The sequence below is a fragment of the Streptomyces sp. CA-288835 genome (assembly GCF_050936385.1).
Taxonomy (GTDB): Bacteria; Actinomycetota; Actinomycetes; order Streptomycetales; family Streptomycetaceae; genus Streptomyces.
In genome coordinates this window covers 8,006,688-8,033,005 of record NZ_JBNJMW010000001.1, presented here as the reverse complement: position 1 = coordinate 8,033,005, position 26,318 = coordinate 8,006,688, and the positions used below count along the sequence as shown (strand labels likewise).

Here is a 26,318-nt window from a genome sequence, read left to right as displayed (position 1 = left end):
AATTCGTTTGTGTTCATTGGCGTTTCGGAGGAAGGCGCAGCAAATGAAGCGTGCCCGAGATCAGGGTCGGCGACGGCGTTACGTCGGATGCGTTTTCCAGTTCCGCCACATCGACCAGGGGTCGACGACGGGATTCGAACCCGTAAATGTCCGATCCAGAAGTAGCCGCTGCCTTCGCACCGGGCACTCCCCCGCCATATGCTGCGCCTCCCGAGATCAAGTCGGCGGCGGCGTGGATTCTTTGGAAGAGAAGTAGCCGCAGCCAGCGCACCGGGAGGTGCGTGACATGCATGAAATTGTGGGTGCCCAGAGTTCAAGACCGGCGGAACCGACGTAGGCGCTCTAACCCCTGAGCTACACCGGCGCGTTGTACCGATGGCGGGACTCGAACCCGCGGCCGCCCCATTAGCAGTGGAAGTAGGTCCTGCCTTCGCACCTGGACATGCATCACTGTAGGAGGCGTACCGCGGGCCGGGCCAACGAATTAATCAGCCGCGATCAGCGGCGATCAGCCGCGCTTCTGACGCTTCCAGGGCCCGGTGATCGCGAGCAGAATGCCCGGGTCCTGGATGTTGGCGTACAGGGTCTTTCCGTCGGGCGAGAAGGTGACGCCGGCGAACTCGCTGTATTCCGGCTCCTCTTCGGTGCCGACGTTCAGGTCATTGCGGGCGATGGGGTACGTACGGCCGCTGTCCGTCGCGCCGAAGAGGTGCGAGACACCCTCGCCGTCCTCGGCGAGGATGAGGCCGCCGTAGGGCGAGACGGTGATGTTGTCGGGGCCGTCGAAGGCGCCGTCCTTGGACGGGTCGGGGTTCACGCCGAGGAGGACCTTGAGGGTCAGGGTGCGGCGCCTGGGGTCGTAGAACCAGACCTGGCCGTCGTGGTGGACAGGGCTCTCGTCACGGGCGTACGAGGAGACGATGTACGCGCCGCCGTCGCCCCACCACATGCCCTCGAGCTTGCGGGCGCGGGTGACCTCGCCGTCGTCGAACTGCTTGCGCACCGCGACCGTCTTGGCGTCGCGGTCGGGTACCTCCACCCAGTCGACCCCGTACACGGTCCCGATCTTCGTGGCGCGGGACAGGTCGTCCACGTAACGGCCACCGGAGTCATAGCACTTGGGGGCCTGGAGGACTCCGGCGTCGTCGGCGAGGGTGCGGAACTTGCCGCGGCCGTAGGTGAATCCCTTCGGCGGGACCCAGCGGAAGAAGAGGCCGTTGGGCTCGTCGTCGTCCTCGGTGAGGTAGGCGTGGCCGCGCTTGGGGTCGATGACGACCGCCTCGTGGTCGTAACGGCCGAAGAACTTCAGGGGCTTGGGGTCGCGGTTGGCGCGGCGGTCGGCGGGGTCGACCTCGAAGACGTAACCGTGGTCCTTGGTCATGCCGTTCTCGCCGGCCCGGTCGGAGTTCTCCTCGCAGGTGAGCCAGGTGCCCCAAGGGGTGCTGCCGCCCGCGCAGTTGGTGGAGGTGCCTGCGATGCCGACCCACTCGGCGACCTGGCCGTCGGGGCGCACCTCGACGACCGTGCAGCCGCCGGACGCGGCCGGGTCGTAGACGAGACCCTTGGTGAGGGGCACCGGGTGGTCCCACTTGGAGCGCGGGCCCTTGAGCTCGTGGTTGTTGACGAGGAGGGTCGTACCGCGCGGGCCGCGGAAGGCGGCCGTGCCGTCGTGGTTGGACGGGGTGATCTCGCCGGACTCCAGCTTGGTCTTGCCGCTGTAGGTGAGGACGCGGTACGAGAAACCGGCGGGCAGCGCGAGGATGCCCTTGGGGTCGGGGCGGAGCGGGCCGTAGCCGACGCCGCCGCCTCGGCGTTCCGCGTCGTCCCCGGAATCCGCGTCGTCCCCCATGGTCTCGGTGTCCTGGGTCGCGAGTGCGCCCGGCGCGGTGGCGAAGGCGCCGACGCTGCCGACCAGGGCGACACCGGCACCGGTGATCGCGGATCGTCTGGCGAAGTCCCTACGGGTGAGCGACATGCTGTCTGTTCTCCTGTGACGGTGGAGTGGGACCGTGGAGGGTGGCCGATAGTCGACCTTCGGCCACACATTTCCGCTCGCGCCTGAACACTGGTTGAACGCGGACCGACAACCGAAGGCCAAGGACCCACCCATATGGCCGACCAATCCCGCCGTGCGAACGAATGATCGGAAGAATCTTCGTAAAATAGACAGCAACCATCCGCACGACCCAACAGCAACCATCCATCCATCCGTACGACCCCTGGGAGGCGAGCCGGAGTGGACGCACGTCATGCGCGCCGCCTCCACGAGGACCGGCTGATGAGGCTGGCTCATGTGACCGGGGTCGGCATCGGACAGGACGAGAACTCGGGCGAAGACGTGATCGTCGTCTTCGTCACCCACGAGGTGCCCCGCGACAGCCTCCGGCCCGAGGACGTGATTCCGGACGAGCTGGAGGGCGTACCCGTACGCGTACTGCCGATGGGCGACGGCGAGACGCAGGATCAGGCGGAGAACGAGGCAAAGGGTGAGGCGGAGCAGGACGAGACGGAGCAGGAGCAGCCGCACAAGGGCCCGTAAGCCCGCGTCCCCGAACTCAGCCCCCGACAGCGCTCAGCGCTCAACCCCCTTGCTGCGACCGCGCCTTGAACGCCGCCTTACGGGCCTCCTTGGCGACCTTCTTGTCCGGGTGGAGCCGTCCCATGGCCTCCAGGACGTCCGGCGTGGCCGGGTGGTCGACGCGCCAGGCGGCGTCGAAGAAGTTGCTGTGCTGGGCGGCGAGACCTTGCACCAGGGCCTGGAGTTCCTCGGAGTTGCCCTCCGCCGCCAGCTGTGCGGCGATCGTGTCGACGGTCAGCCAGAAGACCATCTCCTCGGAGGGCGCGGGCACGTCGGGGGCACCCCGTTCGCTGAGCCACACCCGGGCGAGGCCGCCCAGCTCGGGGTCGTCGAGCACTTCGCGCAGGGCCTGCGAGGCCTCCGTCCCGACGAGCGACAGGGCTTGCTGGCAGAGCAGCCTGCGCAGCGGTGCGCCCGGGTCGGAACCGCGGGCCGCGTTCAGCAACTCCCTTGCTGCGGCGAGGGGTTCACGCCGGGCGAGCCACTGCTCGGTCTCGGCCTGCGCTGCCGCGGGCGGGAATTGGGCGGTGCCGTCGAGCAGGGCGTCCGCGCCCTTGTCCGCGAGGTCGCCGACGGCCGGGGCGGTCAGCCCGCCCTCCTGGAGGCGGGTGCGGATGCCGTAGAGGCCGAGCGGGGTGAGCCGGACCATTCCGTACCGTGAGATGTCCGTCTCGTCGGACGGCGCCGCGGGCTCCTCCTCGGGGTCGGTCATCAGCGCCTCGTCGACTGGCTGGAAATCGACGAGACCGGCCGGTTCCAGGAGCCGGAACTGGTCGTCGAGCCGCATCATCACGTCCGACACCTGCTCCAGGACGTCGTTCGTGGGCTCGGCCATGTCGTCCGGCACGATCGCCGAGGCGGCGAGCGCGGGCAGCGGCACGGGGCTGTCGCCGGGGCCGTCCTCGCTGACGGTCAGCAGGTAGAGGTTGCCGAGCACGCCGTCGAGGAAGTCGGCCTCCGCGTCCGGGTCCCAGTCCAGGGCGGAGAAGTCGATCTCGCCGTCCTCGTCCACGGCGGTCATGATGTCGTCGAGGTCGGGCACGCTCGCGTCAGCGAGCACCGTGTCCAGGGCTCCGAGCCACAGGGCCAGCACGTCGGCCGGTGCGCCGGAGGTGACCAGGTCCAGTTCGGCGCCCTTGTCGACCGTCCCCTCCTCCTCGTCCAGAACCGCGACGAGCCCGGTGTCCACGGCCACCCGCCAGGCCTCGCTCGCGAGCGCGGCGGCGTCCTCCCCGTCGAGGCCGAGTTCCGCGGCGGCGTCCGGCAGTTGCTCCTCGACGAGTTCGCCGCCGGCTCCGACCCGGGTGTCCGGGCCGGCCCAGCGGGCGAGGCGGACGGCACGGGAGAGCAGCGGGGTGGCGAGCGCGTCCCGCGCGAGCTCCGCTTCGGACGTCAGCCGCACCGGCGGCAGGGTGGAGCTGTCTGACATCGGCTGGCTCTCTCCTCGGACGTACAGACGTGCACACATGCGTGGGGTCGGGTGACCGTCCGAACGTCGTACTGCGGTCGCCGCCCCTTGACCGCAGCCTAGACGGATTTCAACCCACTCGGCCTAGTTCATGAACCTGTCAGAACCCGTACATGGCTGAAACCTTGACAAGTCACCTTGCCACACACGAGATTGACGCGCGTAGAGCTCAACGGCTCCACAGACTCCACTGGTTCCGCCAGCCCCTTGCACCACTCCCTGCACCACCCTCTGCACCACTTCCTGCACCACCCTCGTCCCGGCGCTCATGTACGTCCCCGGAGGGATTCCGTTGCCGAGCAAGTCTTCCGCGCGCATAGCCGCGCTCACCGTCGCAGCCGTCTGTACCACCGTCTCCGCCGTGGTGTTCACCGGCTCCGCCCAGGCGGAGGCGGTGGCCGTCCACGACATCCAGGGCAGCACCCGGACCTCCCCGCTCGCGGGGCAGCAGGTCACGGATGTGACCGGCATCGTGACGGGCGTACGGACCTACGGTTCGTCCCGTGGCTTCTGGATCCAGGACCCGTCCGCGGACAAGAACCCGGCCACCAGCGAAGGCATCTTCGTCTTCACCAGCTCCACGCCGAAGGTCGCCGTCGGGGACTCGGTGAAGGTGTCGGGCACCGTCACGGAGTTCGTGCCGGGCGGCGCCAACTCGGGCAACCAGTCGCTCACGCAGATCACCAGGCCGACGGTGACGGTGGAGTCGAGCGGCAACGCGCTTCCGGCGGCCACGACCATCGCCGGTCATTCGGTACCGCGCGCGTACGCGCCGACCGGCGACAAGGGCGCGAACGGTTCGGTCAACGGGCTGGCGCTGCAGCCGCGAAAGTACGCCCTCGACTTCTACGAGTCGCTGGAGGGCATGAACGTCAAGATCGGCTCCTCGCGCGTGGTCACCGCCACCGACCCGTTCTCCGAGCTGTGGGTGACGGTGAAGCCGTGGGAGAACCCGACTCGCCGCGGCGGCACCGTCTACGGCTCGTACGACTCGCAGAACACCGGCCGGCTGCAGATCCAGTCGCTGACTCCGACCGCCACGCAGCCGTTCCCGACGGCGAACGTCGGCGACACCCTGAAGGGCACCACCGAGGGCCCGCTCGACTACACGCAGTTCGGCGGCTACACGCTGACCGCCCGCACCCTGGGCACGGTCGCCGACGGTGGCCTTGAGCGCGAGACGACCCGTAAGCAGTCGCGGAGCGAGCTTGCGGTGGCGACGTACAACGTCGAGAACCTCGACCCCACGGACGACTCCTTCGCCGATCACGCCGCCGCGATCGTGAAGAACCTGCAGTCGCCCGACATCGTGTCCCTGGAGGAGATCCAGGACAACAACGGCTCGAAGAACGACGGCACGGTCGCCGCCGATGAGACGATGCGCAAGCTGACCGACGCGATCACCGCGGCGGGCGGCCCGGTCTACGAGTGGCGGGCCATCGACCCGGTGAACCTCGCGGACGGCGGCGAGCCGGGCGGCAACATACGCCAGGTGTTCCTCTTCAACCCGGAGCGCGTGTCCTTCACCGACCGTGCGGGCGGCGACGCGACGACCGCCGTGGGCGTCACGAAGGCGAACGGCAAGGCGCAGCTGACGGCGTCCCCGGGCCGTATCGACCCGGCGGCCGAGGCGTGGAAGAACAGCCGCAAGCCGCTCGCCGGCGAGTTCGTCTTCCGCGGCAAGACCGTGTTCGTGATCGCCAACCACTTCGCGTCGAAGGGCGGTGACCAGGCGCTGCACTCCCAGTTCCAGCCGCCGGTCCGCTCCTCGGAGACCCAGCGCCACCTCCAGGCGAAGTCGGTGAACGCCTTCGTCAAGGACATCCTGGCGAAGCAGAAGAACGCGAACGTCGTCACGCTCGGCGACATCAACGACTTCGAGTTCTCCGAGACGACGAAGCTGCTGGAGGACGACGGTGTCCTCTACTCGGCCATCAAGTCCCTGCCGAAGAGCGAGCGTTACAGCTACGACTTCCAGGGCAACAGCCAGGTCCTCGACCAGATCCTGATCAGCCCGTCGATCCGCAAGTACTGCGACTTCCGCTACGACAGCGTGCACATCAACGCGGAGTTCGCCGACCAGATCAGCGACCACGACCCGCAGGTGCTCCGGTTCAGGCCGTAGTCCCTGTGCGCGAACGAGCCTGGCCCCGTCGTCCGGGGGGCCGGGCTCGTTCGCTTCTTGCGTCGCGTGTACGGGTTACTTCGGGACGAGTCCGAGGGCGTACGAGTACCTGCTGACCGTAGAACCCTTCAGCCCGGGGTACGTCTGTACGCGCTCCCACTGCGGCGTGCGCGATCCGACGCCGTTGCCGGGGCCGGACAGGGCGTCGATGTGGGCCTGCGCGCTCTCCCACTCCGCGTAGTTGAGGACCCTCGTGCCGTCCGTACTCAGGTGGAAGTGGGCGGAGATCCCGCCGGGGTGCTGGTTCGGCTCGCTCTCCAGGGCCTCGAACACGGCGTCCACCCAGGCACGCTGCCGCTCGGGGTCCGGGCCCTCGAACTCGACGTCGACGATCACGATGCAGCCGGGCACCCGCGGCTCGACCTCGGGCCGGGTGCCGCTGCGGTAGTGCCGGTACCGTCCGAGGGCCACCCGCTCGATCCCGGGCACGGCGGTGTCGATCTCGTCGACACGCTCTTGCCGATGCACCTTCGTGAACGCCTCGTACGCCTGCTCGTCGGCCCACTGCGAGTGGTGCAGCAGGGTCGTGCCGTCGTGCCCGGTGTAGACGTAATAGCCGAGCAGGCCCTCGGTCGGCCAGGGCCTGCTCTCCCAGGTGGCGGCGATCGCTTCGACCGTCTCCTTCTGCCGCTCGGGTGTCCCCACCCGCCAGGTGCTGAAGAACCGGGCTTCCGCGTCAGGGCGGGTCAGGTCGGGGTGCGCGTCGGTACGGCGCGTCATCACAGCCTCCAGTGATCGGTGCTTTGGTGCGAGCACCACCCACCCTCTGACCTCAACCAAACTTCAGGTCAAGGCCAGAGGGTGGCTACACAGTGACTGTGCTGTTGTAGCGGCTCCGTCCGGTGTCAGTGACGGCCTACAGCGCGGCGGAGGTCGTCCGTGGCGCGCTCGAGGCCGGACCCGCGGCGGAAGCGGAGACCGCTTGTGCGGTGGATGCCGAGGCGGCGAAGCCCCGTCGTGCGGCGGAAGCCGAGGCGGTCGAGGCCCGTCGTGCCGCGGAGGCCGGTGCGGCGGAAGCCCCCGCTGCCGCGGAGACCGGCACCGCCCAGCCCCCTCGTGCGGCGCGGACCGAGGCCGCCGAGGCCCCGCGTGCGACGGAGACCGCCGAGCCCCTTCGTGCGCTGGAACCCCATGCGGCCCAGGCCCTTGGAGCGGACGAAGGCAACGCGGCCGAGGCCGGGGATCCTGCCCACGGCAAAGCGAGGGCTGGCGATGTAGCGCTGGCTCTGGGCCTGACGCCGCAGAATCGCCGCCGCGATCGCGGCTCCTGCTCCGCCGATCAGCAGCGATTTGGGGTGTCGCTTCCCGGCTTGGCCGACCGCCGTGGCGGCGTTGCGTACGGGCTGCGGCACGTTCGCCTGTACGGCATGCCCGGCGTGAGCGGCCTTGTCCTGTACCGCGTGCCCGGCGTGCGCCGCCTTGTCCTGCACGGCGTGCCCCGCACCCGAGGCCTTGCTCCTGAGCTTGGCTCCACCCGCACGCGCGCGGCCCTTCACATCCGCCTTGGCTGCCAACTCCTCTACAGTGTCTCCCAGTTGGGCACGGGTCTGCGCGATCTGCTGTCGCAGTTCGTCCGGGCCCTTGGCCCCACGGGCCGCCTTCGCGGCACCCTCGGGCGCGGCGGACTCCGCGGACTCTCCGGCCCCGGCGGCACCGGCCGCCCCAGCGGCCTCGGCGGCGTCGGAGCCGCTCTTGTTCTTCCTCTCCTTCATCGCTGCGCCCTTTCCTTGATTTCATCGACGTCGGCCCGGACGCTTTCAAGGGTCTCCGCAGGCAGGGGTGGCGTGGCGCGGCGCAGTTGCGCGCGGCCGGTGAGGCCCAGGATGGCCGCGATCACGAAGAGCACGGCCGCGATGATGAGCGCCGACGCCCACACGGGCAGCTCCAGAGCCAGTGCGGCGGTGCCCGTGCCGGCAAGCGCCATCAGACCGACGTACGCGACGGCGCCCGCCGCGCCGAGGAGCCCGCCGCCACGTCCCGCGCGCTTGCCCTTCTGCGCCAACTCCTCTTTCGCGAGCTGTACTTCCTGCCGTACGAGTGCGGAGAGCTGTTCGGTGGCCTGTCCGACAAGGTCACCCACCGAGTGGTGTTCCTCCGGCCGCCGCTGCAGGGTCTCGGTCACGGCGCCCCGCCTCCTCTCGTCTCGGGACGCCCGAGTACCCCGCCGAGCCGCGGCTACCCCTGTCCGGACCCGCGCTCGCCCGGTTCAAGCCGCGCCAGCTGCGTCTGGAACCAGTCGAGCCGCGCCTGCAGCAGCGCGGCCTCGGCGACCAGCTCGGACACGCCGAGCCCCTCGGGCAGGTCACCGCCGGACGCTGCGGCACCGGCCCGCACGCGCAGCCCCTCGCCGCCCAGCCGCGCGAAGGTCGCCAGCGATACGGACGGCCGGCCGCGTACGCATCCGGCGCAGCTCGCCGCGAGGGCCCGCCAGCCAGGCCTGCCCCATCCGGCGTCGGCCAGCGCCACGGCCACGGAGCCGCAGCTACAGGGGCCGACCGTGGCGGTACGGACCCGCTGCCGGGCGTAGCGGAACCCGAGCTCGAAGCGGAGGTACGCGCCGAGGACGGAAACCTCAAGGAGCACGGCGGTCCGGTGCTCGGCGGTGCACAGCATGGCCTCGGCCGCCGTACGGTCGTGCACACAGTGGAAGCCGCAGTCGCAGCGGCGATGGGGTGCCCGGTGCCGCAGCCCGTACACACAGTGGGCCTCGTCGAGCACCCCGTACGGCAGCGCGCCGCCCAGCGACACACCGGTGAACCCGGCCCGGCTGCCGTCCTGCGACAGCATCGGGTGGGCGATCTTGAATCCGGTGGGCGGCTCCGCCGGACGTTCCTCGGGGAGCCGCCATCTCATCGCGCGACCGGAACCTCTTCGACGGCGGACTCCAACTCCTCGATCTCCTCAGCGAGTTGAAGCTCCACGTCTTCCTCTTCCACGCGCGGCCGCTCCTCGGCGACTCCGGTGGCGAGCGCCTTACCCAGCCTCATAACGCCTCCCGTGACCGATCACCAACTACCGTCCTCGCCATGGTGACCCAAACGCCGCCGAGTTCCTAGACCACGCCCGCCCGCCCCCGTTCGCTCACCGCACAGCGTTCCTTACGGATATCTCGTAGAAGAATTAAGTGGAGCTTCAGCATCGGGATACCGAAACTACGGACATGACCACACCCTCCGCCCCACCCTTCGGCCGCACCCTCTGCGCGATGATCACGCCCTTCACCGAGGAAGGGCTCCTCGATCTGGACGGTGCGCAGGCGCTGGCCGAGCGGCTGGTCGCGGACGGGTGCGAGGGTCTTGTGCTGTCGGGGACGACCGGGGAGTCACCGACCACGACGGACGCCGAGAAGTCCGCGCTCGTACGGGCCGTGGCCGAGGCGGTCGAGGGCCGGGCCGCGGTGGTGGCGGGCGTCGGGACGTACGACACACGGCATACGATCGAGCTCGCCCAGGAGGCCGAAAAGGCGGGCGCGGACGGCCTGTTGGTGGTCTCGCCCTACTACAGCAAGCCGCCCCAGGACGCCCTCGAGGCCCACTTCCGGGAGATCGCGGACGCGTCCGGACTGCCGCTCGCGCTGTACGACATCCCGGGCCGCACCGCCACCCGCATCGAGCCGGAGACCATGCTGCGCCTCGCCGCACATCCACGGATCGTGGCGGTCAAGGACTGCGCGTACGACCTCCTCGGCACCCAGAAGGTACTGGCCGCCACGGACCTGGCGTACTACACGGGCTGCGAGGAGTTCATCCTCCCCCTGTACGCGGTGGGCGGCGCCGGCTACATCAGCACCGTCGCCAACGCCGCGCCCCGCCAACTCCGCGGAATCCTGGACGCGTTCGACGCCGGAAACACCACGGAGGCCGCCCGCCTGCAGCGCCGGGCCATCCCTCTCATCGAGCTGATGATGGCCTCCGGCCAGCCCGGCACGGTCACGGCGAAGGCCCTGCTCGGTGCGCTCGGCCTGCCCGCCGGTCCGGTACGCGGACCGCTGCGGCCCGCCGACCGGGAGACGGTCGACGGGCTGCTGGCTGCGTACGAGGAACTGATCAGCACTGGTCAGCGCGAGCTGAACAACGGCTCCCACCGGCCTGGGTAGTCGGCGCTCGCCTTGCGGAAGTCGCTCAGTGGGACGACCTTGTTCGTGCCGATGGTCACCAACAGAAGCTGGTTGCGGAACTCCCCCGTGCCGCCGCACTTCTCGGGGTCGCAGCCCCAGGCGATGAGCCGCTTGTTGTCGGCCCAGGCGAGGAGTTGCTGGACCGGCACCGTGGTGACCCGCTTGCCGGTCTTCGCGTCGTTGATCGCGGCGGCGATCTTCTTCCCGTCGCCGGCGAACTCCCCCGCCGCGAGCTTGCCGTCCGGCGAGAGACCCGCTTCGGCGTAGCCCAGGGACTTCTCGTTCGCGGGCCAGTCCGCCTCGTCGCCGTTCACGTCGTAGTACTCACGGTACGGCTCCATCGCCCTGTGCGCCCAGACGAGCTTGCCGTCATGGTTCCAGGCGAAGTCCTCGCGGGAGTTCCCGAACCAGCCGGTTTCATCCGGCTTGGCCGGCGCCTTGTGCCACTGCGACTTGCCCGAGTCCACATCCACGACGGCGAATCCGGTCCGGCTCGACACGGGTCCCGGAACCTCCTTGCCGTCCACGTTCTGGGGGTGGTCGGTGAAGTTGCGGTCGGGGTTCTTGCCGTAGGTCGTCGCGACCAGCTTCTCGCCGTCCGGAGAGAAGTCGACACCACCGACACCGCGGTCCACCGGAATCCAGCGCTCCACCTTGCCGCTGATCAGATCGAGCAGCCCGATGCGCCGGGCGGGCAGCTCGCCTTCCAGCACGGCGGCCGTCCGTGAGCCCGGTGCGATGTCCAGGAAGGCCCACTTCTTGGTCTTCTCGTACTTGCCGGTCTTCTGGTTCAGCAGGCCGTACGTACGGGTGTGGATGGTGTCGCCGTTGGGCTGTTTGACGTTCTTGTAGACCCAGAAGGCGGACAGCACCGTGTCCCCGGCTGCGATCAGATCGCGCGGCGGCGACTGGTTGGGGTGCCCGATGATGTCGCTCTTGTTCATCTGGCTCGCGGGCCGTACGTCCTCCTCGCCCCCGGTCGCCAGCGGCACGGCCACCGCGACGGCGACCACGGCGGTGGTGGCCGCGGCGAGGGACGCGAGCGTACGGGTGCGGCGGCGGCGCCGGGCGGTCAGGACGCGGTCGGCGAAGCCCGCGCCCAGAGGCGGCTGCTCGGTGGCCTGCTCCCGCAGGGATTCACGCACCAGTTCGTCGACGTTCACGGGCGTACCTCCACTGGGGAGTAGTCACGGGAGGGGGGCTGCTCGGCGTCGGCGAGGCCGAGTGCGGCCAGTTCGGGTGCGAGGGTGCGCAGCCGGGCGAGCGAGCGGTGCGTGGTGGAGCGCACGGTTCCGACGGAGCAGCCGAGGATGCGGGCGACGTCGGCCTCCGGCAGATCCTCGAAGTACCGCAGCACCAGCACGGTCCGCTGCCGCGGGGTCAGCCGTGCCAGCGCCTCGCGCATGAGGATGCGCAGCTCGGCGGCGGAGGCGGCGTCACCTTCACCCGTCCCCTCGGGTGGCTCGGCGACGGTCAGCTCTCGTCTTCGCCACTTCAGCCGCCACCGGCTCACCTGCTGCCGGTACAGGATCCGCCGTACGTACGCTTCCGGCTCGTCGATCCGCTGCCACCGGCCCGCCGCCTTGATCAGCGCGCTCTGCAGCAGATCCTCGGCGGCATGCCGGTCTCCGCCGCTGAGCAGGACGGCGGTCTTCAGCAAGGCCGACGAACGGTTCTCCACGAACTCCCGGAAGCGCTCCTGCCCTTGGGCATCCATCGTCACCTTCTCTTCCCCGGCGGGCCTCCCCCGCTTCACATTCCTTGTGACGCGCGCGGCCTTCTCCGGCTATGCCTGCGCGGCAAAGAAAAGTTCCCCGCGGCCCCTTGGGGCGCGGGGAACTCCGTACGAGCTGATGCGGAACTAGTTGTGACTGTGCAGGATGTCGTTCAGCCCGCCCCACGCCGCGTTGTTCGGCCGCGCCTCAACCGTGCCGCTGACCGAGTTGCGGCGGAAGAGGATGTTCGAGGCGCCGGAGAGTTCGCGGGCCTTGACGATCTGGCCGTCCGGCATCGTGACGCGGGTGCCGGCGGTGACGTACAGACCCGCCTCGACTACGCACTCGTCGCCGAGCGCGATGCCGACGCCCGCCTCCGCGCCGACGAGGCAGCGCTCGCCGATGGTGATGCGGACGTTGCCGCCGCCGGAGAGGGTGCCCATGGTGGAGGCGCCGCCGCCGATGTCCGAACCGTTGCCGACCACGACACCGGCGGAGATACGACCCTCGACCATGGACGTGCCGAGCGTGCCCGCGTTGAAGTTCACGAAGCCCTCGTGCATGACCGTGGTGCCCTCGGCGAGGTGCGCGCCGAGCCGGACCCGGTCGGCGTCGGCGATGCGTACGCCCTTGGGGGCCACGTAGTCCGTCATGCGCGGGAACTTGTCGACCGACGTCACCGCCAGGTGGAGGCCCTCGGCGCGGGCGTTCAGCCGGACCTTCTCGAGGTCGTCGACGGCGACCGGGCCGAGCGAGGTCCAGGCGACGTTGGCGAGGTGCGCGAACATGCCGTCCAGGCTCTGGCCGTGCGGCTGAACCAGGCGGTGCGAGAGCAGGTGGAGGCGCAGGTACACGTCATGCGCGTCGATCGGCTTCTCGTCGAGCGAGGCGATGACCGTACGGACCGCGACCACCTCGACGCCCCGGCGGGCGTCCGGGCCGACCGCCGCGGTCGCGCCTCCGCCGAGCAGCTCGGCGGCCCTCTCGGCGGACAGCCGTTCCGTACCGGACGGGCCGGGGTCGGCGACGAGCTCCGGCGCGGGGAACCAGGTGTCGAGAACGGTGCCGTCGGCGGCGACCGTGGCGAGGCCGGCGGCGACAGCGCCGGTGGTGCGAGAAGCAGTCGTGTCGGTCATGAGGGAAACCTAACCGGCCGGGGGCGCGAGGGGCCAACCGGTGCGCCCGGCATCTCACGTGCCGGGCGCCACGCCGCTCCGCTCAGCCGCCGCTCAGGGGCGCTCGCCCTTCTTGTCGACGACCGCCAAGGCCAGTCGCGCATTGCTGATGACGGCTTCCCCCTTCTTCCACTCCTCGCCGTCGCGCTGGGCCACATCCCGCCGACCGCTGTAGAGGTAGGTGCCGGGATCCAGGAGCAGTTCGTACCGGTCCCACCCATTGCTCTTGTCCGGCCGGTACAGCGCGATGGCATCGCGTCCCTGCACGTCCTGAACCTGGGCGGCCCGTACACCGGGGATCGTGGCCATGGCCCGGTAGACCTTGGCGAGGTCCTCGGCGTCGTACGCGTACGCCCGGCTGATGACGACGGTCAGAGCGCGGTATTCGTGTGCGGTACGGGTCTCGGACTTGTCGGTGGCGTAGAAGAACTCGCGCGCCTTCTCCCGCACCTTCTTCGGGTCGTCGGGCAGGCTCTTGAGGAACTCGTACTGTTCCCTGGGCGAGTGATCGTCACCTGCCCGCCCGTCCTCCATGGATGGATCGGCGTACTTCGTCCAGTTCTCGTCCGTCTGCGGTCCCGGCCGCTCGTCGTCCGTGATGTTCACCTCGACGGCCTTCTCGTAGATCCACTGGCCGTCGCGCGCGGTGACCGGGGGACCGGCCTCGACCACGTCCGCGGCCTCGTTCAGCAGGTCCTTCGCGCTGCCCAGCTCCATGACGTACGTCGGCTGGGCCCCCGGCTGCGCTCCATCTCGGTCGTTGCCCACCACCTGGGTGCCGAGCACCGCCGCCGCCGTGATCGCCGCGGCGGCGCCCACCGCGGCGAGCCGCCAGTCGGCGCGCAGCCTCCGGCTCCGGCGGCCTCGCGCCGCCTCCCGCAGCAACAGCTCACGCCCAGGGGCAAGCCTCGTGTGCGGGGGCACGGGGGCCTCAGACCGCAGGTCACGGACCGCTGTCATCTCGTCCATCGTCAGACCACCTCCGTGGCGTCCAGAGTGAATGCGGGATCCGCGCCGAGTGCCGAACGCACCTTGCGCCGGGCGCGGTTGAGGCGGGAGCGGACGGTGCCGACGGGGATGTCGAGGGCCTCGGAGACCTCGACGTACGTCAGCTCCGCCCAGGCCACGAGCAGCAGTACGTGTCGGTCGCCGGCGGACAGCGAGGCCAGCGCTCCGGCAAGCGGGCCCTGTGCCGCCACGCGGCGGTCGGTGTCCTCGACCCAGGAGGCGGCGACGGGGTCGTGTCCGGTACGGGCCAGCGCCTTGAGGGCCCGTACTTCGGCGCGGCGCTGTTTGCCGATGAGGTTGCCCGCGATGCCGTACAGCCAGGGGCGCGCGTTGGGGCGCGTCAGGTCGTAGCGGGCGCGGATGCGGAAGGCCGTGAGGAAGGTGTCGGCGGTGATGTCGTCGGCGGGGCCGTCGCCGAGACGCCGGGTCACATACCGGTGGATGTCCGGCGCGTACTGGTCGTAGAGGCGGGCGAACAGCTCCGGGTGCTCAAGCGACTGGGCGACGACCTCCGCGTCGTCCCGCACGTCTGCACCCTGCGCCTGTTCATCCTGGTCCTGCGCCTCCGGTGGCGGTGGTGGTCCCGTCACAAGGCCTCCCCGTGCTGTGTCGTGCCGAGCTTGTCACCCCCTGTTCCCCGGTGGACCGAGGAAGGTTCACGGCTCACACGCCACGCACAGCCAAAGCTCAGGGGATCACGCGGGCCAGCACGTCACGGGCGTACTCCTCGTCGTACTCCACTCCCGTGAGCAGTACCTGGAGGCAGATGCCGTCCAGCAGTGCGACCAGGGCGCGGGCGGTGACCGGGTCGGTGCGGCGGGCGATGCTGTCGGCGAGGTCCTGGCACCATTCGGCGGCTACGGGGCGCAGGGCGGGGCGGCGGAGGGCGGCGAGGTAGAGCTCGTACTCGAGCTCCACTCCCGTACGGTCGCCCGCCAGCCACTCGCCCACCAGCCCGGCGAGTTCGGCGGCCACATCGCTCCCCGGGTCCTCCAGGGCGCCGCGCGCGGCGACCAGCTTGGCGAAGCCCTCGTTCGCCTGTCGGAGCGCGGCGACCATCAGCTCGTCGAGGGTCTTGAAGTGGTACGTGGTGGAGCCCAGCGGAACATCGGCCTCGGCCGCGACGGAGCGATGGCTCAGCCCGGCTATGCCCTTGGCGCCCACGACCCGGATGGCCGCGTCGATGATCCGCCGGCGCCGGTCGGGGTCGTAACGCCGGGCCATCAGCGCACGCCCCTCATGCCATGGCAGCCCATCAGTGCCCCCCGCCCAGGTGCAGCACGACCACGCCGACGATGATCAGCGCGATCCCGGCCGCCTTCGCCGCGTTCAGCCCCTCCCCCAGCCACACGATCCCGATCGCCGCGATGGCCGCTGTGCCGACCCCGGCCCAGATCGCGTACGCCGTGCCGACCGACACGGTCTTCAGCGTCTGCGCGAGCAGCACGAAGGAGATGACGTAGCCGACCCACGTCCCCACGGTGGGCCACAGCTTGGTGAACCCGTGGCTGTACTTCATGGCGGTCGTGGCGGCCACCTCGGCCGCGATGGCGGCCATGAGCGTTGCGTATCCCATGCGTACGAGCGTACACATCGATGCGTACGCCCGTACATAAGCGGGATGGGACGGTTTCAGTCGAGGAGCGTCTTCTTCGGCCGCAGTACGCAGAATTCGTTGCCCTCGGGGTCGGCGAGAACGGTCCAGGTCACGTCCTCGCCCTGGCCGACGTCGGCTCGGCGGGCCCCGAGCGCGAGCAGCCGCTCGACCTCGGCCGCCTGGTCGTCCGGCGTGAGGTCGATGTGCAGCCGGTTCTGAGTCGTTTTGCGTTCGTCGACGGGCAGGAAGCAGATCCCCGGCAGCGCGTCGGGGGCGGACGCGATGACGACCTCCTCCTCGGACTCGAACACCACGCGCCAGTCCAGGACTTGGCACCAGAAGCGGGCCAGCGACAGCAGATCGTGTGCCTGTACGGCGACTTGATACCAGCGGACAGCCATACGCCGCAGTCTCCCCCGGCCACCCCGCCCTCGCCACCAGAACGGACCCGCGACCGGGCGGCGGTGTTGTGCGGATCCGCGCAAGGCGCGCCACCGCTTGCGCGTATTCCGTTGTAGAGCCGGTGAGTTACCGCTGGTTAGGTGCGGTCATGAGCAAAGGAGCCGCACATCGCAACAGGCCCTGGACGCGCGCACTGGCCGCCGGAGCGCTGGCCGCGGCGGCGCTGACCGTGGCACCGTCGGCGGACGGGACAACGGGTCGTACCGAGAAGGCCGTGGAGTCCACGTCCCCGGTCACCGACGTCATCGAGACCAAGGTGTCGGTACGGATCCCGTTGCCGGCCTCGGTCGGCAGCCACCCGGCGCGCTGCGACTGGCTGTCGTATCTGCGCTACCGGTCCGCGGACGGGCCGTCGAAGTCCGCCGACGCCGACCGGATCCTGGTCGCCCAGCCGGGCATTCTGGAGGGCGCGGGCGCCTTCGACAGCGTGGCCCGGAACACGGTGAAGGCGGCGGCCGAGAAGGGCCGGCACATCGAGTTCTGGGCGCTGGACCGGCGTTCCAACTGCCTTGAGGACAACGCCGGGATCGCAACAGGCAGTGCGGCCAAGGCAGTTGACTACTACTACGGCGGCAAGCAGGTCGAAGGGCGTAAATTCGACGGCTTTCTGACGAGCGACAAGGCGGGCTGGCTCGCCGAGGTCGGCCTGGAGCAGACCGTACGCGACCAGTACGACCTGCTGGCCGCCGAACTGCCCGGCCAGAAGCTGCGCAAGGAGAAGGTGCTGTGCGGCGGGCATTCGCTGGGCGGCGTTCTCACCGGTGTCTTCGCCACCTGGGACTTCGACGGGAACCCGGCGACGAAGGCGGACGCGGGCTTCAACCAGTGCGCGGGCTACTTCGCCCTGGACACCACGATCTCCACCTCGCTGGACGACCTGAACGGCACGCCGTCCGGCGGGAACGGTCCCGGCGGGTCCCTGTTGCCGGGGCTGATCCCGGACACGAGCATCGGTTACGCCGCCGTACAGGCCGGGCTGCGCACCGGAGTTCTGCCCCGCTTCCTCGCACTGCCCGCGGTGCTCAACCCCGAGACGATGAACCTGCTCGCACTGAGCGGCCTGGCGGCCCGCGAAGCGCCCGACGCCGAATCCGCGCTGCTCGACTCGGTCCCGTCGAACACCAACATCGAGACGACGGGCCGCATGCTCTTCTCCAAGAACTCCGAGGTCTTCCTGAAGGGCAGCCCGACCATCCGCGACTTCCGGCTCACCAACGAGGCCGTACTGGGCGCCTTCATGGACGACCACTCGGCACCGCTCGCCTTCATCCAGACGAGCGTGGGCTTCTTCGACAGTGCGGGCGGTGCCGACGGCGGTGGCGGCCGGATCGTGGACAAGAACTTCCCCGTCTCGAACGATGCCCCGTCCCAACCAGCCCTCTTCGGTACGGAGTTGAAGGCCATCCCGGATGAGCCGGGCGGCCCTCTCTACACCTGGCGCAACTACAACCGGGTGGGCGCGGCCGACGACCCGGTGTACCGCTCGGCCAATGGCACCCCGTTCACCGCCGCCGCCAAGGAGGTCACCGACATCGGGGAGTTGGCCCGCAGCCTCTCCGAACAGCCGCTGGACTTCACGGAGGACTACTTCCCGACCAGGCTGGTCACGGACATCCAGCTGATCGACGATCCACAGCTCGCGCGCAAGTTGGTGCACAAGGAGGGCCTCACCGCGAACCCCAAGGTCACGTTCATCGCGGGCGACGGCATCCTGGCGGACCACATTCCGCAGGACGAGAACCCGGTGGTCCTGCCGGGCTACCAGCACCTGGACGTGCTCACTGCGGCGCCGGTTCAGAACGACGGCAGCCGGGAGCGGATCGCCGCCGGACTGTCGGCATTCGCCCGCTGACGTCACGTCATGTCCCGTGCGCTGCCTGCGCGGAGCGCACGGGACGGTGCAGGTCGGAGGGCCAAGTCAGGGCAATTTGCTTCAGGTTATGAAATTGTTCTCTGCGTTTTGAAACCGCTCTCTGAAACGTCTGCTCAGAACGTGCCGGGTCCACTACTGTTTCCACGTCGCGCACCGGAGTCCCCCGGCTACAGCCGTATGTTCCGGACGCCGCGACCTCCGCTTCCTCTCGTGTTCCGCCCCTGGCGAGAACACATGACCAATCCTCGTTCGCCTCAGGGCGACGCTGGAGGAACAGCGCATGCCAGACAGCAAGCCCGGACCCGGTCCGGACCAGCCCGCGCCCGAGCCGAAGGGTGCGCAGGCTCGCCCCCCACGTGCCGCTGCCCGTACGGCCGATCCGAAACTCCCCGCCGCCGCGGAAGCGCCCCCGAAGGTATGGGAGACCGGCGAGGACCTCGACGGCGGCCGCATACCCGGGACGCGCCGCCTCTACCTGGCCGGCGTACTGGCCGTGGCGGTGCTGGCCTCCACGGTGACCGCGATCGCGGTCCTCGACCAGACCGAGGGCAAGGAGTCGCAAGGGCCGCAGACCACCTCCGCCTCGCAACCGGTCGTCCCCGACTTCACGCCTCCCGAGGGCCCCACCACGGAGCCCAGCGGAAAGAGCGGCCTTGCCTCACCGCAGCCGAGCCCCGAGGAAGCCGCCTCGGACGGCAAGGGCGACTCCTCCGAGGAGCAGGGGCGGGGCTCCGAGCCCATCAAGCAACCGTCGAAGCCCTCCGCCCCCAACAAGCCCCCGGCCAAGCCGCCGGCTTCCACCTCGCTGAAGTCGGTCCAGGCGGTCAACTACCCGGACCGCTACTGGCACTTCAGCGACGGCACCGGCCGTCTCGACCAGGTGAGCTCCGGTAGCTCCGCCGAGACGCGGCAGGATTCCAGCTTCACGCTCGTGCCCGGCCTCGCCGACTCCAACTGCGTGTCCTTCTCCACGGGCGACGGCGGCTATGTCCGCCACCTCAACTTCCAGCTCCGTACGGGCCGCCACGATGGCTCGGAGCTTTTCAAGAAGGACGCCACCTTCTGCCCGCGCCCGACCTCGCACTCCGGCGCCGTGATGCTGGAGGCGGTCAACTTCCCCGGAAGCTTTGTGCGCCACCGCAACTTCCAGCTCCGCCTTGAGCGGTACGAGCACAGCGGTCTCTATCGGGCCGACTCGGCGTTCCGGCTGGTCGATGGCCTGAGCTGAGCCGACCGACAGAAGTGATCCCAAACGTGTGGGGGCCCCGGCAGCTGCCGGGGCCCCCACACACGTATAGGCGAACTCAGAGGTCTCAGACGTTGAACCCGAGTGCCCGCAGCTGCTCGCGTCCGTCGTCCGTGATCTTGTCGGGGCCCCACGGGGGCATCCAGACCCAGTTGATGCGGAGCTCGCTCACGAGGCCGTCCGTGGCGGACTTGGCCTGGTCCTCGATGACGTCCGTCAGCGGACAGGCCGCCGAGGTCAGCGTCATGTCGAGCGTCGCGATGTTCGCGTCGTCGATGTGGATGCCGTAGATCAGGCCGAGGTTGACGACGTCGATGCCCAACTCGGGGTCGACCACGTCGTACAGCGCCTCGCGGACCTCTTCCTCCGAGGCCGGTTTCATCTCAATGGTCTCGCTCATGCCGTCTTCCTTTCGGCGTCGGCCTCGCCCAGGGCCTGGGCCGTCGCATCCTTCCAGGCCATCCAGCTCAGCAGGGCGCACTTCACACGGGCGGGGTACTTGGAGACCCCGGCGAACGCGACTGCGTCCTCCAGGACCTCCTCCATCGCGTCGTCCGGCTCGAGGCGGCCCTTGGACTGCATCAGCTCCAGGAAGGTCTCCTGGATCTTCTGCGCCTCGGCGAGCTGCTTGCCGACGAGCAGTTCGTTCAGTACGGAGGCGGAGGCCTGGCTGATCGAGCAGCCCTGGCCCTCGTAGCTCACGTCAGCGATCTGCGTGCCCTCGTACTTCACGCGCAGCGTGATCTCGTCACCGCACGTCGGGTTGACGTGGTGCACCTCGGCGTCGCCATCCCGCAGACCACGCCCGTGCGGGTGCTTGTAGTGGTCCAGGATGACTTCCTGGTACATCGAATCCAGCTTCATGCGATCGCTCGCCAATCCCTCAGCCGAAGAAGTTCCGTACGTAGTCCAGGCCTTCCACGAGTGCGTCGATCTCACCCGGCGTGGAGTACAGATAGAACGACGCTCGCGTGGTCGCAGGAATTCCGTACCTCAGGCAGACGGGGCGGGCGCAGTGGTGGCCGACCCGCACCGCGATGCCCTGCTCGTCGAGGACCTGGCCCACGTCGTGGGGGTGGATGTCGCCGAGCGTGAAGGAGATCGCGGCGCCGCGCTCCTCGGCCGTGGTGGGGCCGATGATCCGCAGGTCGGGGACCTCCGACAGGCGCTTGACCGCGTACTCGGTCAGCGCGTGCTCGTGGGCCCAGATCTTCTCCATGCCGATGGAGTTCAGGTAGTCGATCGCCGCGCCGAGGCCGACCGCCTGCGCGATCGGCGGCGTACCGGCCTCGAATTTGTGCGGCGCCGGTGCGTACGTCGACGAGTGCATCGACACGGTCTCGATCATCTCGCCGCCGCCGAGGAACGGAGGCAGGTCCTCGAGGAGTTCCTGGCGGCCCCACAGGATGCCGACGCCGGTCGGGGCGCACATCTTGTGGCCGGTGAAGGCGACGAAGTCGGCCTGGAGTGCCTGTACGTCCAACGGCATGTGCGGCGCGGCCTGCGAGGCGTCGATGCAGACGAGGGCGCCGACCTCCTGCGCCCGGCGGATTATCGCCTCGACCGGGTTGAAGGTGCCGAGGATGTTGGAGACCAGCACGAAGGAGACGATCTTCGTCTTCTCGGTGATGATCTCGTCGATGTTCGACAGGTCGAGGCGGCCGTCGTCGGTCAGGCCGAACCACTTCAGCTTCGCGCCCGTCCGCTGCGCCAGTAGCTGCCACGGGACGATGTTGGAGTGGTGCTCCATCTCCGTGATGACGATCTCGGTCTCGTGGTCCACGCGGTAGGGCTCATCGGCCCAACCGAGCATGTTGGCCACGAGGTTGAGGGACTCGGAGGCGTTCTTGGTGAAGATCACCTCGTCGCGGCTGGGCGCGTTGATGAACTCCGCGACCTTGTCCCGCGCGCCCTCGTACAGCGCCGTGGCCTCCTCGGCGAGCACATGCACACCGCGGTGGACGTTGGCGTTGTGGCGCTCGTAGTACTCACTCAGGGCGTCCAGTACCTGGCGCGGTTTCTGCGAGGTCGCCGCGTTGTCCAGGTACACCAGCTTCTTGCCGTCGTGGACCTGTCGGTCCAGGACGGGGAAGTCCTTGCGGATCGCCTCGGTGTCGAGGAGGCCCGGCAGCTGTGTCACGCGGATACGCCACCCTTCGTGTATGCCTCGTATCCCTCGGCCTCGAGCTTGTCGGCGAGCTCGGGACCGCCGGACTCGGCGATGCGGCCGCCCGCGAAGACGTGGACGTGGTCGGGCTTGATGTAGCGCAGGATGCGCGTGTAGTGCGTGATGAGCAGCGTGCCCACCTCGCCGGTCTCGCGGACGCGGTTGACGCCCTCGGAGACGACTCGTAGCGCGTCGACGTCGAGGCCGGAGTCGGTCTCGTCGAGGATCGCGATCTTCGGCTTGAGCAGCTCCAGCTGAAGGATCTCGTGGCGCTTCTTCTCACCGCCGGAGAAGCCTTCGTTCACGTTGCGCTCGGCGAAGGAGGGGTCCATGTTGAGGTTCTGCATGGCCTCCTTCACCTCCTTGACCCACGTACGCAGCTTGGGGGCCTCGCCGCGGATGGCGGTGGCGGACGTACGGAGGAAGTTGGAGACCGAGACGCCGGGGACCTCGACCGGGTACTGCATGGCGAGGAACAGGCCGGCGCGGGCGCGCTCGTCGACGGACATCTCCAGGACGTCCTCGCCGTCGAGGGTGACGGTGCCCTCGGTGATCGTGTACTTGGGGTGACCCGCGATCGAGTAGGCGAGAGTCGACTTGCCGGAGCCGTTCGGGCCCATGATGGCGTGCGTCTCGCCCTGCTTCACGGTGAGGTCGACGCCCTTGAGGATCTCCTTCGTGGCGTTGTCGGCCTCGACGGTGACGTGCAGGTCTCGGATTTCAAGCGTTGCCATGGGTGCCTCAGGACTCCTGGGTGAGGGAGACGAGCACGTCGTCCCCTTCGATCTTGACGGGGTATACGGGAATGGGGCGGGTCGCGGGAAGGGCGTCGGGTTTCCCGGAGCGCAGATCGAAACGCGAGCCGTGCAGCCAGCACTCGATGTGGCAGTCGTCCACCTCGCCCTCCGACAGCGAGACGTTCGCGTGCGAGCAGATGTCGTGGATCGCGAACACCTCGCCCTCGGTCTGCACGACGGAGACCGGCGTGCCGTCGAGTTCCACCCGCTTCGGGGTGTCCTCCTCCAGCTCGCTCAGCCCGCAGGCGCGTACGAACGCGATGGCCATCAGACCGACGCCTCCAGCTCCTCGTCGATCTTCACGAGCAGCCGCTCCTCGATGTCGTCGACGCCGATCTGCTGGACCAGCTCGGCGAAGAAGCCGCGGACGACGAGGCGGCGGGCCTCGTCGGCGGGGATGCCGCGGGCCATCAGGTAGAAGAGCTGCTCGTCGTCGAAGCGGCCGGTGGCGCTGGCGTGGCCCGCGCCGACGATCTCGCCGGTCTCGATCTCGAGGTTCGGTACGGAGTCGACCCGGGCGCCGTCCGTCAGGACGAGGTTCCGGTTCATCTCGTACGTGTCCGTGCCCTCGGCCTTGGCCTCGATCAGCACGTCACCGATCCACACGGCGTGCGCGTCGTCGCCCTGGAGCGCGCCCTTGTAGGCGACGTTCGACTTGCAGTGCGGGGTGTTGTGGTCGACGAGGAGGCGGTGCTCCTGGTGCTGGCCCGCGTCGGTGAAGTACAGGCCGAAGAGCTCGGCCTCACCGCCGGGTCCGGCGTACTGGACGCGCGGGTGGAGGCGTACGAGATCGCCGCCGAAGGTCACCACGACGGACTTGAAGGAGGCGTCGCGGCCGATCAGCGCGTTGTGCTGGGCGACGTGGACGGCCTTCTCGTCCCAGTCCTGGACGGAGACGACGGTGAGCTTGGCGCCGTCACCGAGGACGTAGTCGACGTTGGCGGCGAGCACAGCGTCACCGGTGTGGTCGATGACGACGACGGCCTCGGCGAATGCTCCGAGTTCGACGACCTGGTGTCCGTAGGCGATGCCGCCCTCGCCGTGCACGGCGACGCGGATCGGCTCGGTGAGCACCGTCTCCTTGGGGACGGTGATCACGCCGGCCTGCTCGAACGCCGAGAACGCCTGGGCGGCGACGCGGTCCACCGGGGTGCCCGCCTTGCCGATGCGGGCGTCGTCGCGGCCGACGGTCTCGACGGTGACGCCCTCGGGGGCCTGCACGTCGACCTTCACGCCGGTGCCGGTGGCGACGGCGGTGCCGTCGTGCAGCCCGCGCAGCCGCTCCAGCGGGGTGAACCGCCACTCCTCCTCGCGGCCGTGCGGGACCGGGAAGTCCGCCACGTCGAAAGACGGGGGCGCGCTCATGCGCGTGGCGACGGTCGACTCGGCGGCGACCGCGATCTGGCCGGCGGTGGTGGAGCCCAGCGGTGGGGGTCCCCCCGCCCGAGCGGATTCGAGGGTGGGGGAGTTCGGAGCCTCAGCCATGGCTGTCGGTCTGCTCTCTTCCTACGTAATGAGTCTTCGGGCTGCTGGTGGGGGGCGGATCTTCCGCCCCCCTAGACGTTCTGGACGTCGGACCGGAGGTCGGTCAGCCGACCGCGCCCTCCATCTGCAGCTCGATCAGCCGGTTGAGCTCAAGCGCGTACTCCATGGGCAGTTCCTTGGCGATCGGCTCGACGAAGCCGCGCACGATCATCGCCATCGCCTCGAACTCGCTCAGACCGCGGCTCATCAGGTAGAAGAGCTGGTCCTCGGAGACCTTGGAGACGGTCGCCTCGTGGCCCATGGACACGTCGTCCTCGCGGACGTCCACATACGGGTAGGTGTCGGACCGCGAGATCGTGTCGACGAGCAGCGCGTCACAGAGCACGTTGGACTTCGAGCCCGCGGCGCCCTCGCCGATCTCCACCAGGCCGCGGTACGACGTACGGCCGCCGGCGCGTGCCACCGACTTGGAGACGATGTTGGAGGAGGTGTTCGGCGCCATGTGGACCATCTTGGAGCCGGCGTCCTGGTGCTGCCCCTCGCCGGCGAAGGCGATGGACAGGGTCTCGCCCTTGGCGTGCTCGCCCATCAGGTAGACGGCGGGGTACTTCATCGTCACCTTGGAGCCGATGTTGCCGTCGATCCACTCCATGGTCGCGCCCTCGTAGGCGACGGCGCGCTTGGTGACCAGGTTGTAGACGTTGTTCGACCAGTTCTGGATGGTCGTGTAGCGGCAGCGGGCGTTCTTCTTGACGATGATCTCGACGACCGCGCTGTGCAGAGAGTCCGACTTGTAGATCGGCGCCGTGCAGCCCTCGACGTAGTGCACATAGGCACCCTCGTCGACGATGATCAGCGTCCGCTCGAACTGGCCCATGTTCTCCGTGTTGATCCGGAAGTAGGCCTGGAGCGGAATCTCGACGTGCACGCCCTTCGGCACGTAGATGAAGGAGCCGCCGGACCACACGGCGGAGTTCAGCGAGGCGAACTTGTTGTCACCGACCGGGATGACGGTCCCGAAGTACTCCTTGAAGAGCTCCGGGTGCTCCTTCAGGGCCGTGTCGGTGTCCAGGAAGATGACGCCCTGCTCCTCCAGGTCCTCGCGGATCTGGTGGTAGACGACCTCCGACTCGTACTGAGCGGCGACACCGGCGACGAGGCGCTGCTTCTCCGCCTCCGGGATGCCGAGCTTGTCGTACGTGTTCTTGATGTCCTCGGGCAGGTCCTCCCAGGACTCCGCCTGCTTCTCCGTGGAACGTACGAAGTACTTGATGTTGTCGAAGTCGATGCCCGACAGGTCCGAGCCCCAGTTCGGCATGGGCTTCTTCTCGAACAGGCGCAGGCCCTTAAGGCGGAGCTTGGTCATCCACTCCGGCTCGTTCTTCTTCGAGGAGATGTCCCGGACGACGTCCTCGCTGAGGCCGCGCTTGGCAGAGGCACCGGCTACGTCGGAGTCGGCCCAGCCGTATTCGTACGTGCCCAAACCCTCGAGCTCAGGGTGGGCAGTCTCCGTGGGGAGAGTCATGCGGGGTTCCTCCCGGCCGTGCTTGCAGATGCGTTATCGGTGGTCTGGTGACTTGCCTTGGGGATGAACGTCGTACAGACGCCGTCGCCATGGGCGATGGTGGCCAGCCGCTGGACGTGCGTCCCGAGCAGCTGGGAAAAGATCTCGGTCTCCGCCTCGCACAGCTGGGGGAACTGCTCGGCGACATGGGCGACCGGGCAGTGGTGCTGGCAGAGCTGCTCGCCCTTCTGTGGAAGGGGAGCGCTGCGCGCCGTAGCAGCGTACCCGTCCGCGCTCAGGGCCTTGGCGAGGGCTTCGGTGCGCTTGTCGGGGGTGGCGGCCTCGATGGCCTTGCGGTACGCCCCGGCCTGTGCGGCGATCCTGGCGCGGGCGAACGCGGCGACGGCTTCGTCACCGCCCTCGCGCTCGGCGATCCAGCGCAGCGCGTCCGCCGCGAGCTTGTCGTACGACTGGTCGAAGGCGTCCCGGCCGCAGTCCGTCAGCGCGAAGACCTTGGCGGGGCGACCGCGCGTACGCGCTCCGTAGACACGCTTCTCGCGGGGCTCCACGACGTCGTCGGCGACGAGGGCATCCAGATGCCGGCGTACGGCCGCCTGGGTGAGGCCGAGGCGGCCGGCCAGGTCGGCGACGGTCGACGGGCCGTGGTCCAGGATGGACCGCGCCACCCGGTTGCGCGTGGAGCGCTCCCCGGTCGCGAGTTCCTCCTGCGGAGCCTGGCCGACGTTTTTCACAACACCATTGTTGCGTAATTCCCGAGAGCGTGACAACCCGCGTCCGGGTCGCCCGGCGTGCGGTGCATCACTTAGGCATACCTAAGGTGACCTGCGCGAACGATCTTTGATCGATCAGCGGCGTCCCGCACACCTCTGGGGGCTAAGGGCCTCATGTGGCGAGAGATCCATGTTGACCCTAATTTGGAA

The 26,318-nt window shown here is 69.1% G+C and carries 28 protein-coding genes and 1 tRNA gene; 5 read left to right on the top strand and 24 right to left on the bottom strand.

Annotated features, from left to right (window positions below):
- Positions 1–373 precede the first annotated feature (373 nt).
- Positions 374–443, bottom strand: a tRNA-Ser gene (locus tag ACQEVY_RS36255).
- Between the two features lie 65 nt (positions 444–508).
- The gene (locus ACQEVY_RS36250) at positions 509–1,975 is read right to left on the bottom strand and encodes an alkaline phosphatase PhoX (RefSeq protein ID WP_432953736.1); all 1,467 of its coding nucleotides are present in this window, start codon (positions 1,973–1,975) and stop codon (positions 509–511) included.
- Positions 1,976–2,236: 261 nt separating this feature from the next.
- Between ACQEVY_RS36250 and ACQEVY_RS36245 the strand changes: the two genes are divergently transcribed.
- The gene (locus ACQEVY_RS36245) at positions 2,237–2,539 is read left to right on the top strand and encodes a hypothetical protein (RefSeq protein ID WP_432953734.1); all 303 of its coding nucleotides are present in this window, start codon (positions 2,237–2,239) and stop codon (positions 2,537–2,539) included.
- A 40-nt stretch (positions 2,540–2,579) separates the two neighbouring features.
- Here the strand turns inward: ACQEVY_RS36245 and ACQEVY_RS36240 are convergent, their stop codons facing one another.
- The gene (locus ACQEVY_RS36240) at positions 2,580–4,007 is read right to left on the bottom strand and encodes a hypothetical protein (RefSeq protein WP_432953733.1); all 1,428 of its coding nucleotides are present in this window, start codon (positions 4,005–4,007) and stop codon (positions 2,580–2,582) included.
- Between the two features lie 331 nt (positions 4,008–4,338).
- On the opposite strand from ACQEVY_RS36240, the gene ACQEVY_RS36235 reads away from it, so the two are divergent.
- A complete protein-coding gene (locus ACQEVY_RS36235; RefSeq protein WP_432953731.1) occupies positions 4,339–6,171 on the top strand; it encodes an endonuclease/exonuclease/phosphatase family protein in 1,833 nt (610 codons plus the stop codon).
- Positions 6,172–6,246: 75 nt separating this feature from the next.
- Here the strand turns inward: ACQEVY_RS36235 and ACQEVY_RS36230 are convergent, their stop codons facing one another.
- From ACQEVY_RS36230 to ACQEVY_RS36210, 5 genes are all read right to left on the bottom strand, one after another.
- Positions 6,247–6,951 (bottom strand): antibiotic biosynthesis monooxygenase family protein, encoded by a 705-nt coding sequence (locus ACQEVY_RS36230; RefSeq protein ID WP_432953730.1) that lies wholly within the window; start codon positions 6,949–6,951, stop codon positions 6,247–6,249.
- Between the two features lie 125 nt (positions 6,952–7,076).
- Entirely contained in the window at positions 7,077–7,943 is an 867-nt protein-coding gene (locus tag ACQEVY_RS36225) for a DUF3618 domain-containing protein (protein ID WP_432953728.1), read from the bottom strand.
- Positions 7,940–8,353: a phage holin family protein gene (locus ACQEVY_RS36220; protein WP_432953726.1), complete on the bottom strand. Its 414-nt coding sequence runs from the start codon at positions 8,351–8,353 to the stop codon at positions 7,940–7,942. Before ACQEVY_RS36220 ends, ACQEVY_RS36225 begins: the two co-directional genes overlap by 4 nt.
- Positions 8,354–8,406: 53 nt before the next feature.
- The gene (locus ACQEVY_RS36215) at positions 8,407–9,084 is read right to left on the bottom strand and encodes a hypothetical protein (protein WP_432953725.1); all 678 of its coding nucleotides are present in this window, start codon (positions 9,082–9,084) and stop codon (positions 8,407–8,409) included.
- Positions 9,081–9,218, bottom strand: a complete 138-nt coding sequence (locus tag ACQEVY_RS36210) for a hypothetical protein (RefSeq protein WP_432953724.1) — start codon at positions 9,216–9,218, stop codon at positions 9,081–9,083. The genes ACQEVY_RS36215 and ACQEVY_RS36210 overlap by 4 nt, the downstream gene beginning before the upstream one ends.
- A gap of 173 nt (positions 9,219–9,391) precedes the next feature.
- On the opposite strand from ACQEVY_RS36210, the gene dapA reads away from it, so the two are divergent.
- Complete coding sequence (gene dapA, locus ACQEVY_RS36205; RefSeq protein WP_432953722.1) at positions 9,392–10,327, top strand: 4-hydroxy-tetrahydrodipicolinate synthase; 936 nt, start codon at positions 9,392–9,394, stop codon at positions 10,325–10,327.
- Here the strand turns inward: dapA and ACQEVY_RS36200 are convergent.
- The 8 genes from ACQEVY_RS36200 to ACQEVY_RS36165 all read right to left on the bottom strand — a co-directional run bounded on the left by ACQEVY_RS36200 (position 10,288) and on the right by ACQEVY_RS36165 (position 16,244).
- Entirely contained in the window at positions 10,288–11,511 is a 1,224-nt protein-coding gene (locus tag ACQEVY_RS36200) for a WD40 repeat domain-containing protein (protein WP_432953720.1), read from the bottom strand. The genes dapA and ACQEVY_RS36200 overlap by 40 nt on opposite strands.
- Positions 11,508–12,065, bottom strand: coding sequence for a SigE family RNA polymerase sigma factor (locus ACQEVY_RS36195; protein ID WP_328772465.1), 558 nt, complete (start codon positions 12,063–12,065; stop codon positions 11,508–11,510). Before ACQEVY_RS36195 ends, ACQEVY_RS36200 begins: the two co-directional genes overlap by 4 nt.
- 144 nt (positions 12,066–12,209) lie before the next feature.
- Entirely contained in the window at positions 12,210–13,199 is a 990-nt protein-coding gene (dapD, locus tag ACQEVY_RS36190; RefSeq protein ID WP_328772464.1) for a 2,3,4,5-tetrahydropyridine-2,6-dicarboxylate N-succinyltransferase, read from the bottom strand.
- A 93-nt stretch (positions 13,200–13,292) separates the two neighbouring features.
- Positions 13,293–14,207: a CU044_5270 family protein gene (locus tag ACQEVY_RS36185; RefSeq protein ID WP_432953719.1), complete on the bottom strand. Its 915-nt coding sequence runs from the start codon at positions 14,205–14,207 to the stop codon at positions 13,293–13,295.
- A gap of 2 nt (positions 14,208–14,209) precedes the next feature.
- Positions 14,210–14,836, bottom strand: a complete 627-nt coding sequence (locus ACQEVY_RS36180; RefSeq protein WP_432953717.1) for an RNA polymerase sigma factor — start codon at positions 14,834–14,836, stop codon at positions 14,210–14,212.
- Between the two features lie 97 nt (positions 14,837–14,933).
- Positions 14,934–15,470 carry a TetR/AcrR family transcriptional regulator gene (locus ACQEVY_RS36175; RefSeq protein ID WP_432953715.1) on the bottom strand — a complete coding sequence of 179 codons (537 nt, stop codon included), beginning with the start codon at positions 15,468–15,470 and terminating at the stop codon, positions 14,934–14,936.
- 31 nt (positions 15,471–15,501) lie between these two features.
- Positions 15,502–15,822, bottom strand: coding sequence for a DMT family transporter (locus ACQEVY_RS36170; RefSeq protein ID WP_432953713.1), 321 nt, complete (start codon positions 15,820–15,822; stop codon positions 15,502–15,504).
- Between the two features lie 56 nt (positions 15,823–15,878).
- Positions 15,879–16,244 carry a VOC family protein gene (locus ACQEVY_RS36165; protein WP_432953712.1) on the bottom strand — a complete coding sequence of 122 codons (366 nt, stop codon included), beginning with the start codon at positions 16,242–16,244 and terminating at the stop codon, positions 15,879–15,881.
- Positions 16,245–16,393: 149 nt separating this feature from the next.
- On the opposite strand from ACQEVY_RS36165, the gene ACQEVY_RS36160 reads away from it, so the two are divergent.
- Both ACQEVY_RS36160 and ACQEVY_RS36155 read left to right on the top strand, forming a co-directional pair.
- On the top strand, positions 16,394–18,157 hold the full coding sequence (locus ACQEVY_RS36160) for a hypothetical protein (RefSeq protein ID WP_432953710.1): 1,764 nt from the start codon (positions 16,394–16,396) through the stop codon (positions 18,155–18,157).
- A 301-nt stretch (positions 18,158–18,458) separates the two neighbouring features.
- A complete protein-coding gene (locus tag ACQEVY_RS36155; protein WP_432953708.1) occupies positions 18,459–19,406 on the top strand; it encodes an AbfB domain-containing protein in 948 nt (315 codons plus the stop codon).
- Between the two features lie 85 nt (positions 19,407–19,491).
- Here ACQEVY_RS36155 and ACQEVY_RS36150 read toward each other — a convergent pair whose 3' ends face one another.
- The 8 genes from ACQEVY_RS36150 to ACQEVY_RS36115 all read right to left on the bottom strand — a co-directional run bounded on the left by ACQEVY_RS36150 (position 19,492) and on the right by ACQEVY_RS36115 (position 26,129).
- Positions 19,492–19,824: a metal-sulfur cluster assembly factor gene (locus ACQEVY_RS36150; protein ID WP_033317897.1), complete on the bottom strand. Its 333-nt coding sequence runs from the start codon at positions 19,822–19,824 to the stop codon at positions 19,492–19,494.
- Positions 19,821–20,288, bottom strand: a complete 468-nt coding sequence (sufU, locus tag ACQEVY_RS36145; RefSeq protein ID WP_328772458.1) for a Fe-S cluster assembly sulfur transfer protein SufU — start codon at positions 20,286–20,288, stop codon at positions 19,821–19,823. Before sufU ends, ACQEVY_RS36150 begins: the two co-directional genes overlap by 4 nt.
- Positions 20,289–20,307: 19 nt before the next feature.
- Entirely contained in the window at positions 20,308–21,564 is a 1,257-nt protein-coding gene (locus ACQEVY_RS36140; RefSeq protein WP_432953706.1) for a cysteine desulfurase, read from the bottom strand.
- A complete protein-coding gene (gene sufC, locus ACQEVY_RS36135; RefSeq protein ID WP_432953704.1) occupies positions 21,561–22,325 on the bottom strand; it encodes a Fe-S cluster assembly ATPase SufC in 765 nt (254 codons plus the stop codon). Before sufC ends, ACQEVY_RS36140 begins: the two co-directional genes overlap by 4 nt.
- A 7-nt stretch (positions 22,326–22,332) precedes the next feature.
- Complete coding sequence (locus ACQEVY_RS36130; protein WP_165340025.1) at positions 22,333–22,650, bottom strand: non-heme iron oxygenase ferredoxin subunit; 318 nt, start codon at positions 22,648–22,650, stop codon at positions 22,333–22,335.
- A gap of 5 nt (positions 22,651–22,655) precedes the next feature.
- On the bottom strand, positions 22,656–23,873 hold the full coding sequence (gene sufD / locus ACQEVY_RS36125) for a Fe-S cluster assembly protein SufD (protein ID WP_432953703.1): 1,218 nt from the start codon (positions 23,871–23,873) through the stop codon (positions 22,656–22,658).
- Between the two features lie 103 nt (positions 23,874–23,976).
- Entirely contained in the window at positions 23,977–25,398 is a 1,422-nt protein-coding gene (gene sufB / locus ACQEVY_RS36120) for a Fe-S cluster assembly protein SufB (protein ID WP_432953701.1), read from the bottom strand.
- Positions 25,395–26,129, bottom strand: a complete 735-nt coding sequence (locus ACQEVY_RS36115; protein ID WP_432953699.1) for a helix-turn-helix transcriptional regulator — start codon at positions 26,127–26,129, stop codon at positions 25,395–25,397. Before ACQEVY_RS36115 ends, sufB begins: the two co-directional genes overlap by 4 nt.
- Positions 26,130–26,318 lie beyond the last annotated feature (189 nt).

What these genes read in the sequence shown, in the direction of transcription:
- ACQEVY_RS36195 (WP_328772465.1), bottom strand. Translation starts at nt 12,065, where the DNA reads ATGGATGCCCAAGGGCAGGAGCGCTTCCGGGAGTTCGTGGAGAACCGT.
- ACQEVY_RS36150 (WP_033317897.1), bottom strand. Translation starts at nt 19,824, where the DNA reads ATGAGCGAGACCATTGAGATGAAACCGGCCTCGGAGGAAGAGGTCCGC.
- ACQEVY_RS36250 (WP_432953736.1), bottom strand. Translation starts at nt 1,975, where the DNA reads ATGTCGCTCACCCGTAGGGACTTCGCCAGACGATCCGCGATCACCGGT.
- ACQEVY_RS36165 (WP_432953712.1), bottom strand. Translation starts at nt 16,244, where the DNA reads ATGGCTGTCCGCTGGTATCAAGTCGCCGTACAGGCACACGATCTGCTG.
- ACQEVY_RS36160 (WP_432953710.1), top strand. Translation starts at nt 16,394, where the DNA reads ATGAGCAAAGGAGCCGCACATCGCAACAGGCCCTGGACGCGCGCACTG.
- ACQEVY_RS36230 (WP_432953730.1), bottom strand. Translation starts at nt 6,951, where the DNA reads ATGACGCGCCGTACCGACGCGCACCCCGACCTGACCCGCCCTGACGCG.
- sufU (WP_328772458.1), bottom strand. Translation starts at nt 20,288, where the DNA reads ATGAAGCTGGATTCGATGTACCAGGAAGTCATCCTGGACCACTACAAG.
- sufC (WP_432953704.1), bottom strand. Translation starts at nt 22,325, where the DNA reads ATGGCAACGCTTGAAATCCGAGACCTGCACGTCACCGTCGAGGCCGAC.
- ACQEVY_RS36225 (WP_432953728.1), bottom strand. Translation starts at nt 7,943, where the DNA reads ATGAAGGAGAGGAAGAACAAGAGCGGCTCCGACGCCGCCGAGGCCGCT.
- ACQEVY_RS36185 (WP_432953719.1), bottom strand. Translation starts at nt 14,207, where the DNA reads ATGGACGAGATGACAGCGGTCCGTGACCTGCGGTCTGAGGCCCCCGTG.
- ACQEVY_RS36175 (WP_432953715.1), bottom strand. Translation starts at nt 15,470, where the DNA reads ATGGCCCGGCGTTACGACCCCGACCGGCGCCGGCGGATCATCGACGCG.
- dapA (WP_432953722.1), top strand. Translation starts at nt 9,392, where the DNA reads ATGACCACACCCTCCGCCCCACCCTTCGGCCGCACCCTCTGCGCGATG.
- ACQEVY_RS36155 (WP_432953708.1), top strand. Translation starts at nt 18,459, where the DNA reads ATGCCAGACAGCAAGCCCGGACCCGGTCCGGACCAGCCCGCGCCCGAG.
- dapD (WP_328772464.1), bottom strand. Translation starts at nt 13,199, where the DNA reads ATGACCGACACGACTGCTTCTCGCACCACCGGCGCTGTCGCCGCCGGC.
- ACQEVY_RS36210 (WP_432953724.1), bottom strand. Translation starts at nt 9,218, where the DNA reads ATGAGGCTGGGTAAGGCGCTCGCCACCGGAGTCGCCGAGGAGCGGCCG.
- sufB (WP_432953701.1), bottom strand. Translation starts at nt 25,398, where the DNA reads ATGACTCTCCCCACGGAGACTGCCCACCCTGAGCTCGAGGGTTTGGGC.
- ACQEVY_RS36240 (WP_432953733.1), bottom strand. Translation starts at nt 4,007, where the DNA reads ATGTCAGACAGCTCCACCCTGCCGCCGGTGCGGCTGACGTCCGAAGCG.
- sufD (WP_432953703.1), bottom strand. Translation starts at nt 23,873, where the DNA reads ATGGCTGAGGCTCCGAACTCCCCCACCCTCGAATCCGCTCGGGCGGGG.
- ACQEVY_RS36170 (WP_432953713.1), bottom strand. Translation starts at nt 15,822, where the DNA reads ATGGGATACGCAACGCTCATGGCCGCCATCGCGGCCGAGGTGGCCGCC.
- ACQEVY_RS36215 (WP_432953725.1), bottom strand. Translation starts at nt 9,084, where the DNA reads ATGAGATGGCGGCTCCCCGAGGAACGTCCGGCGGAGCCGCCCACCGGA.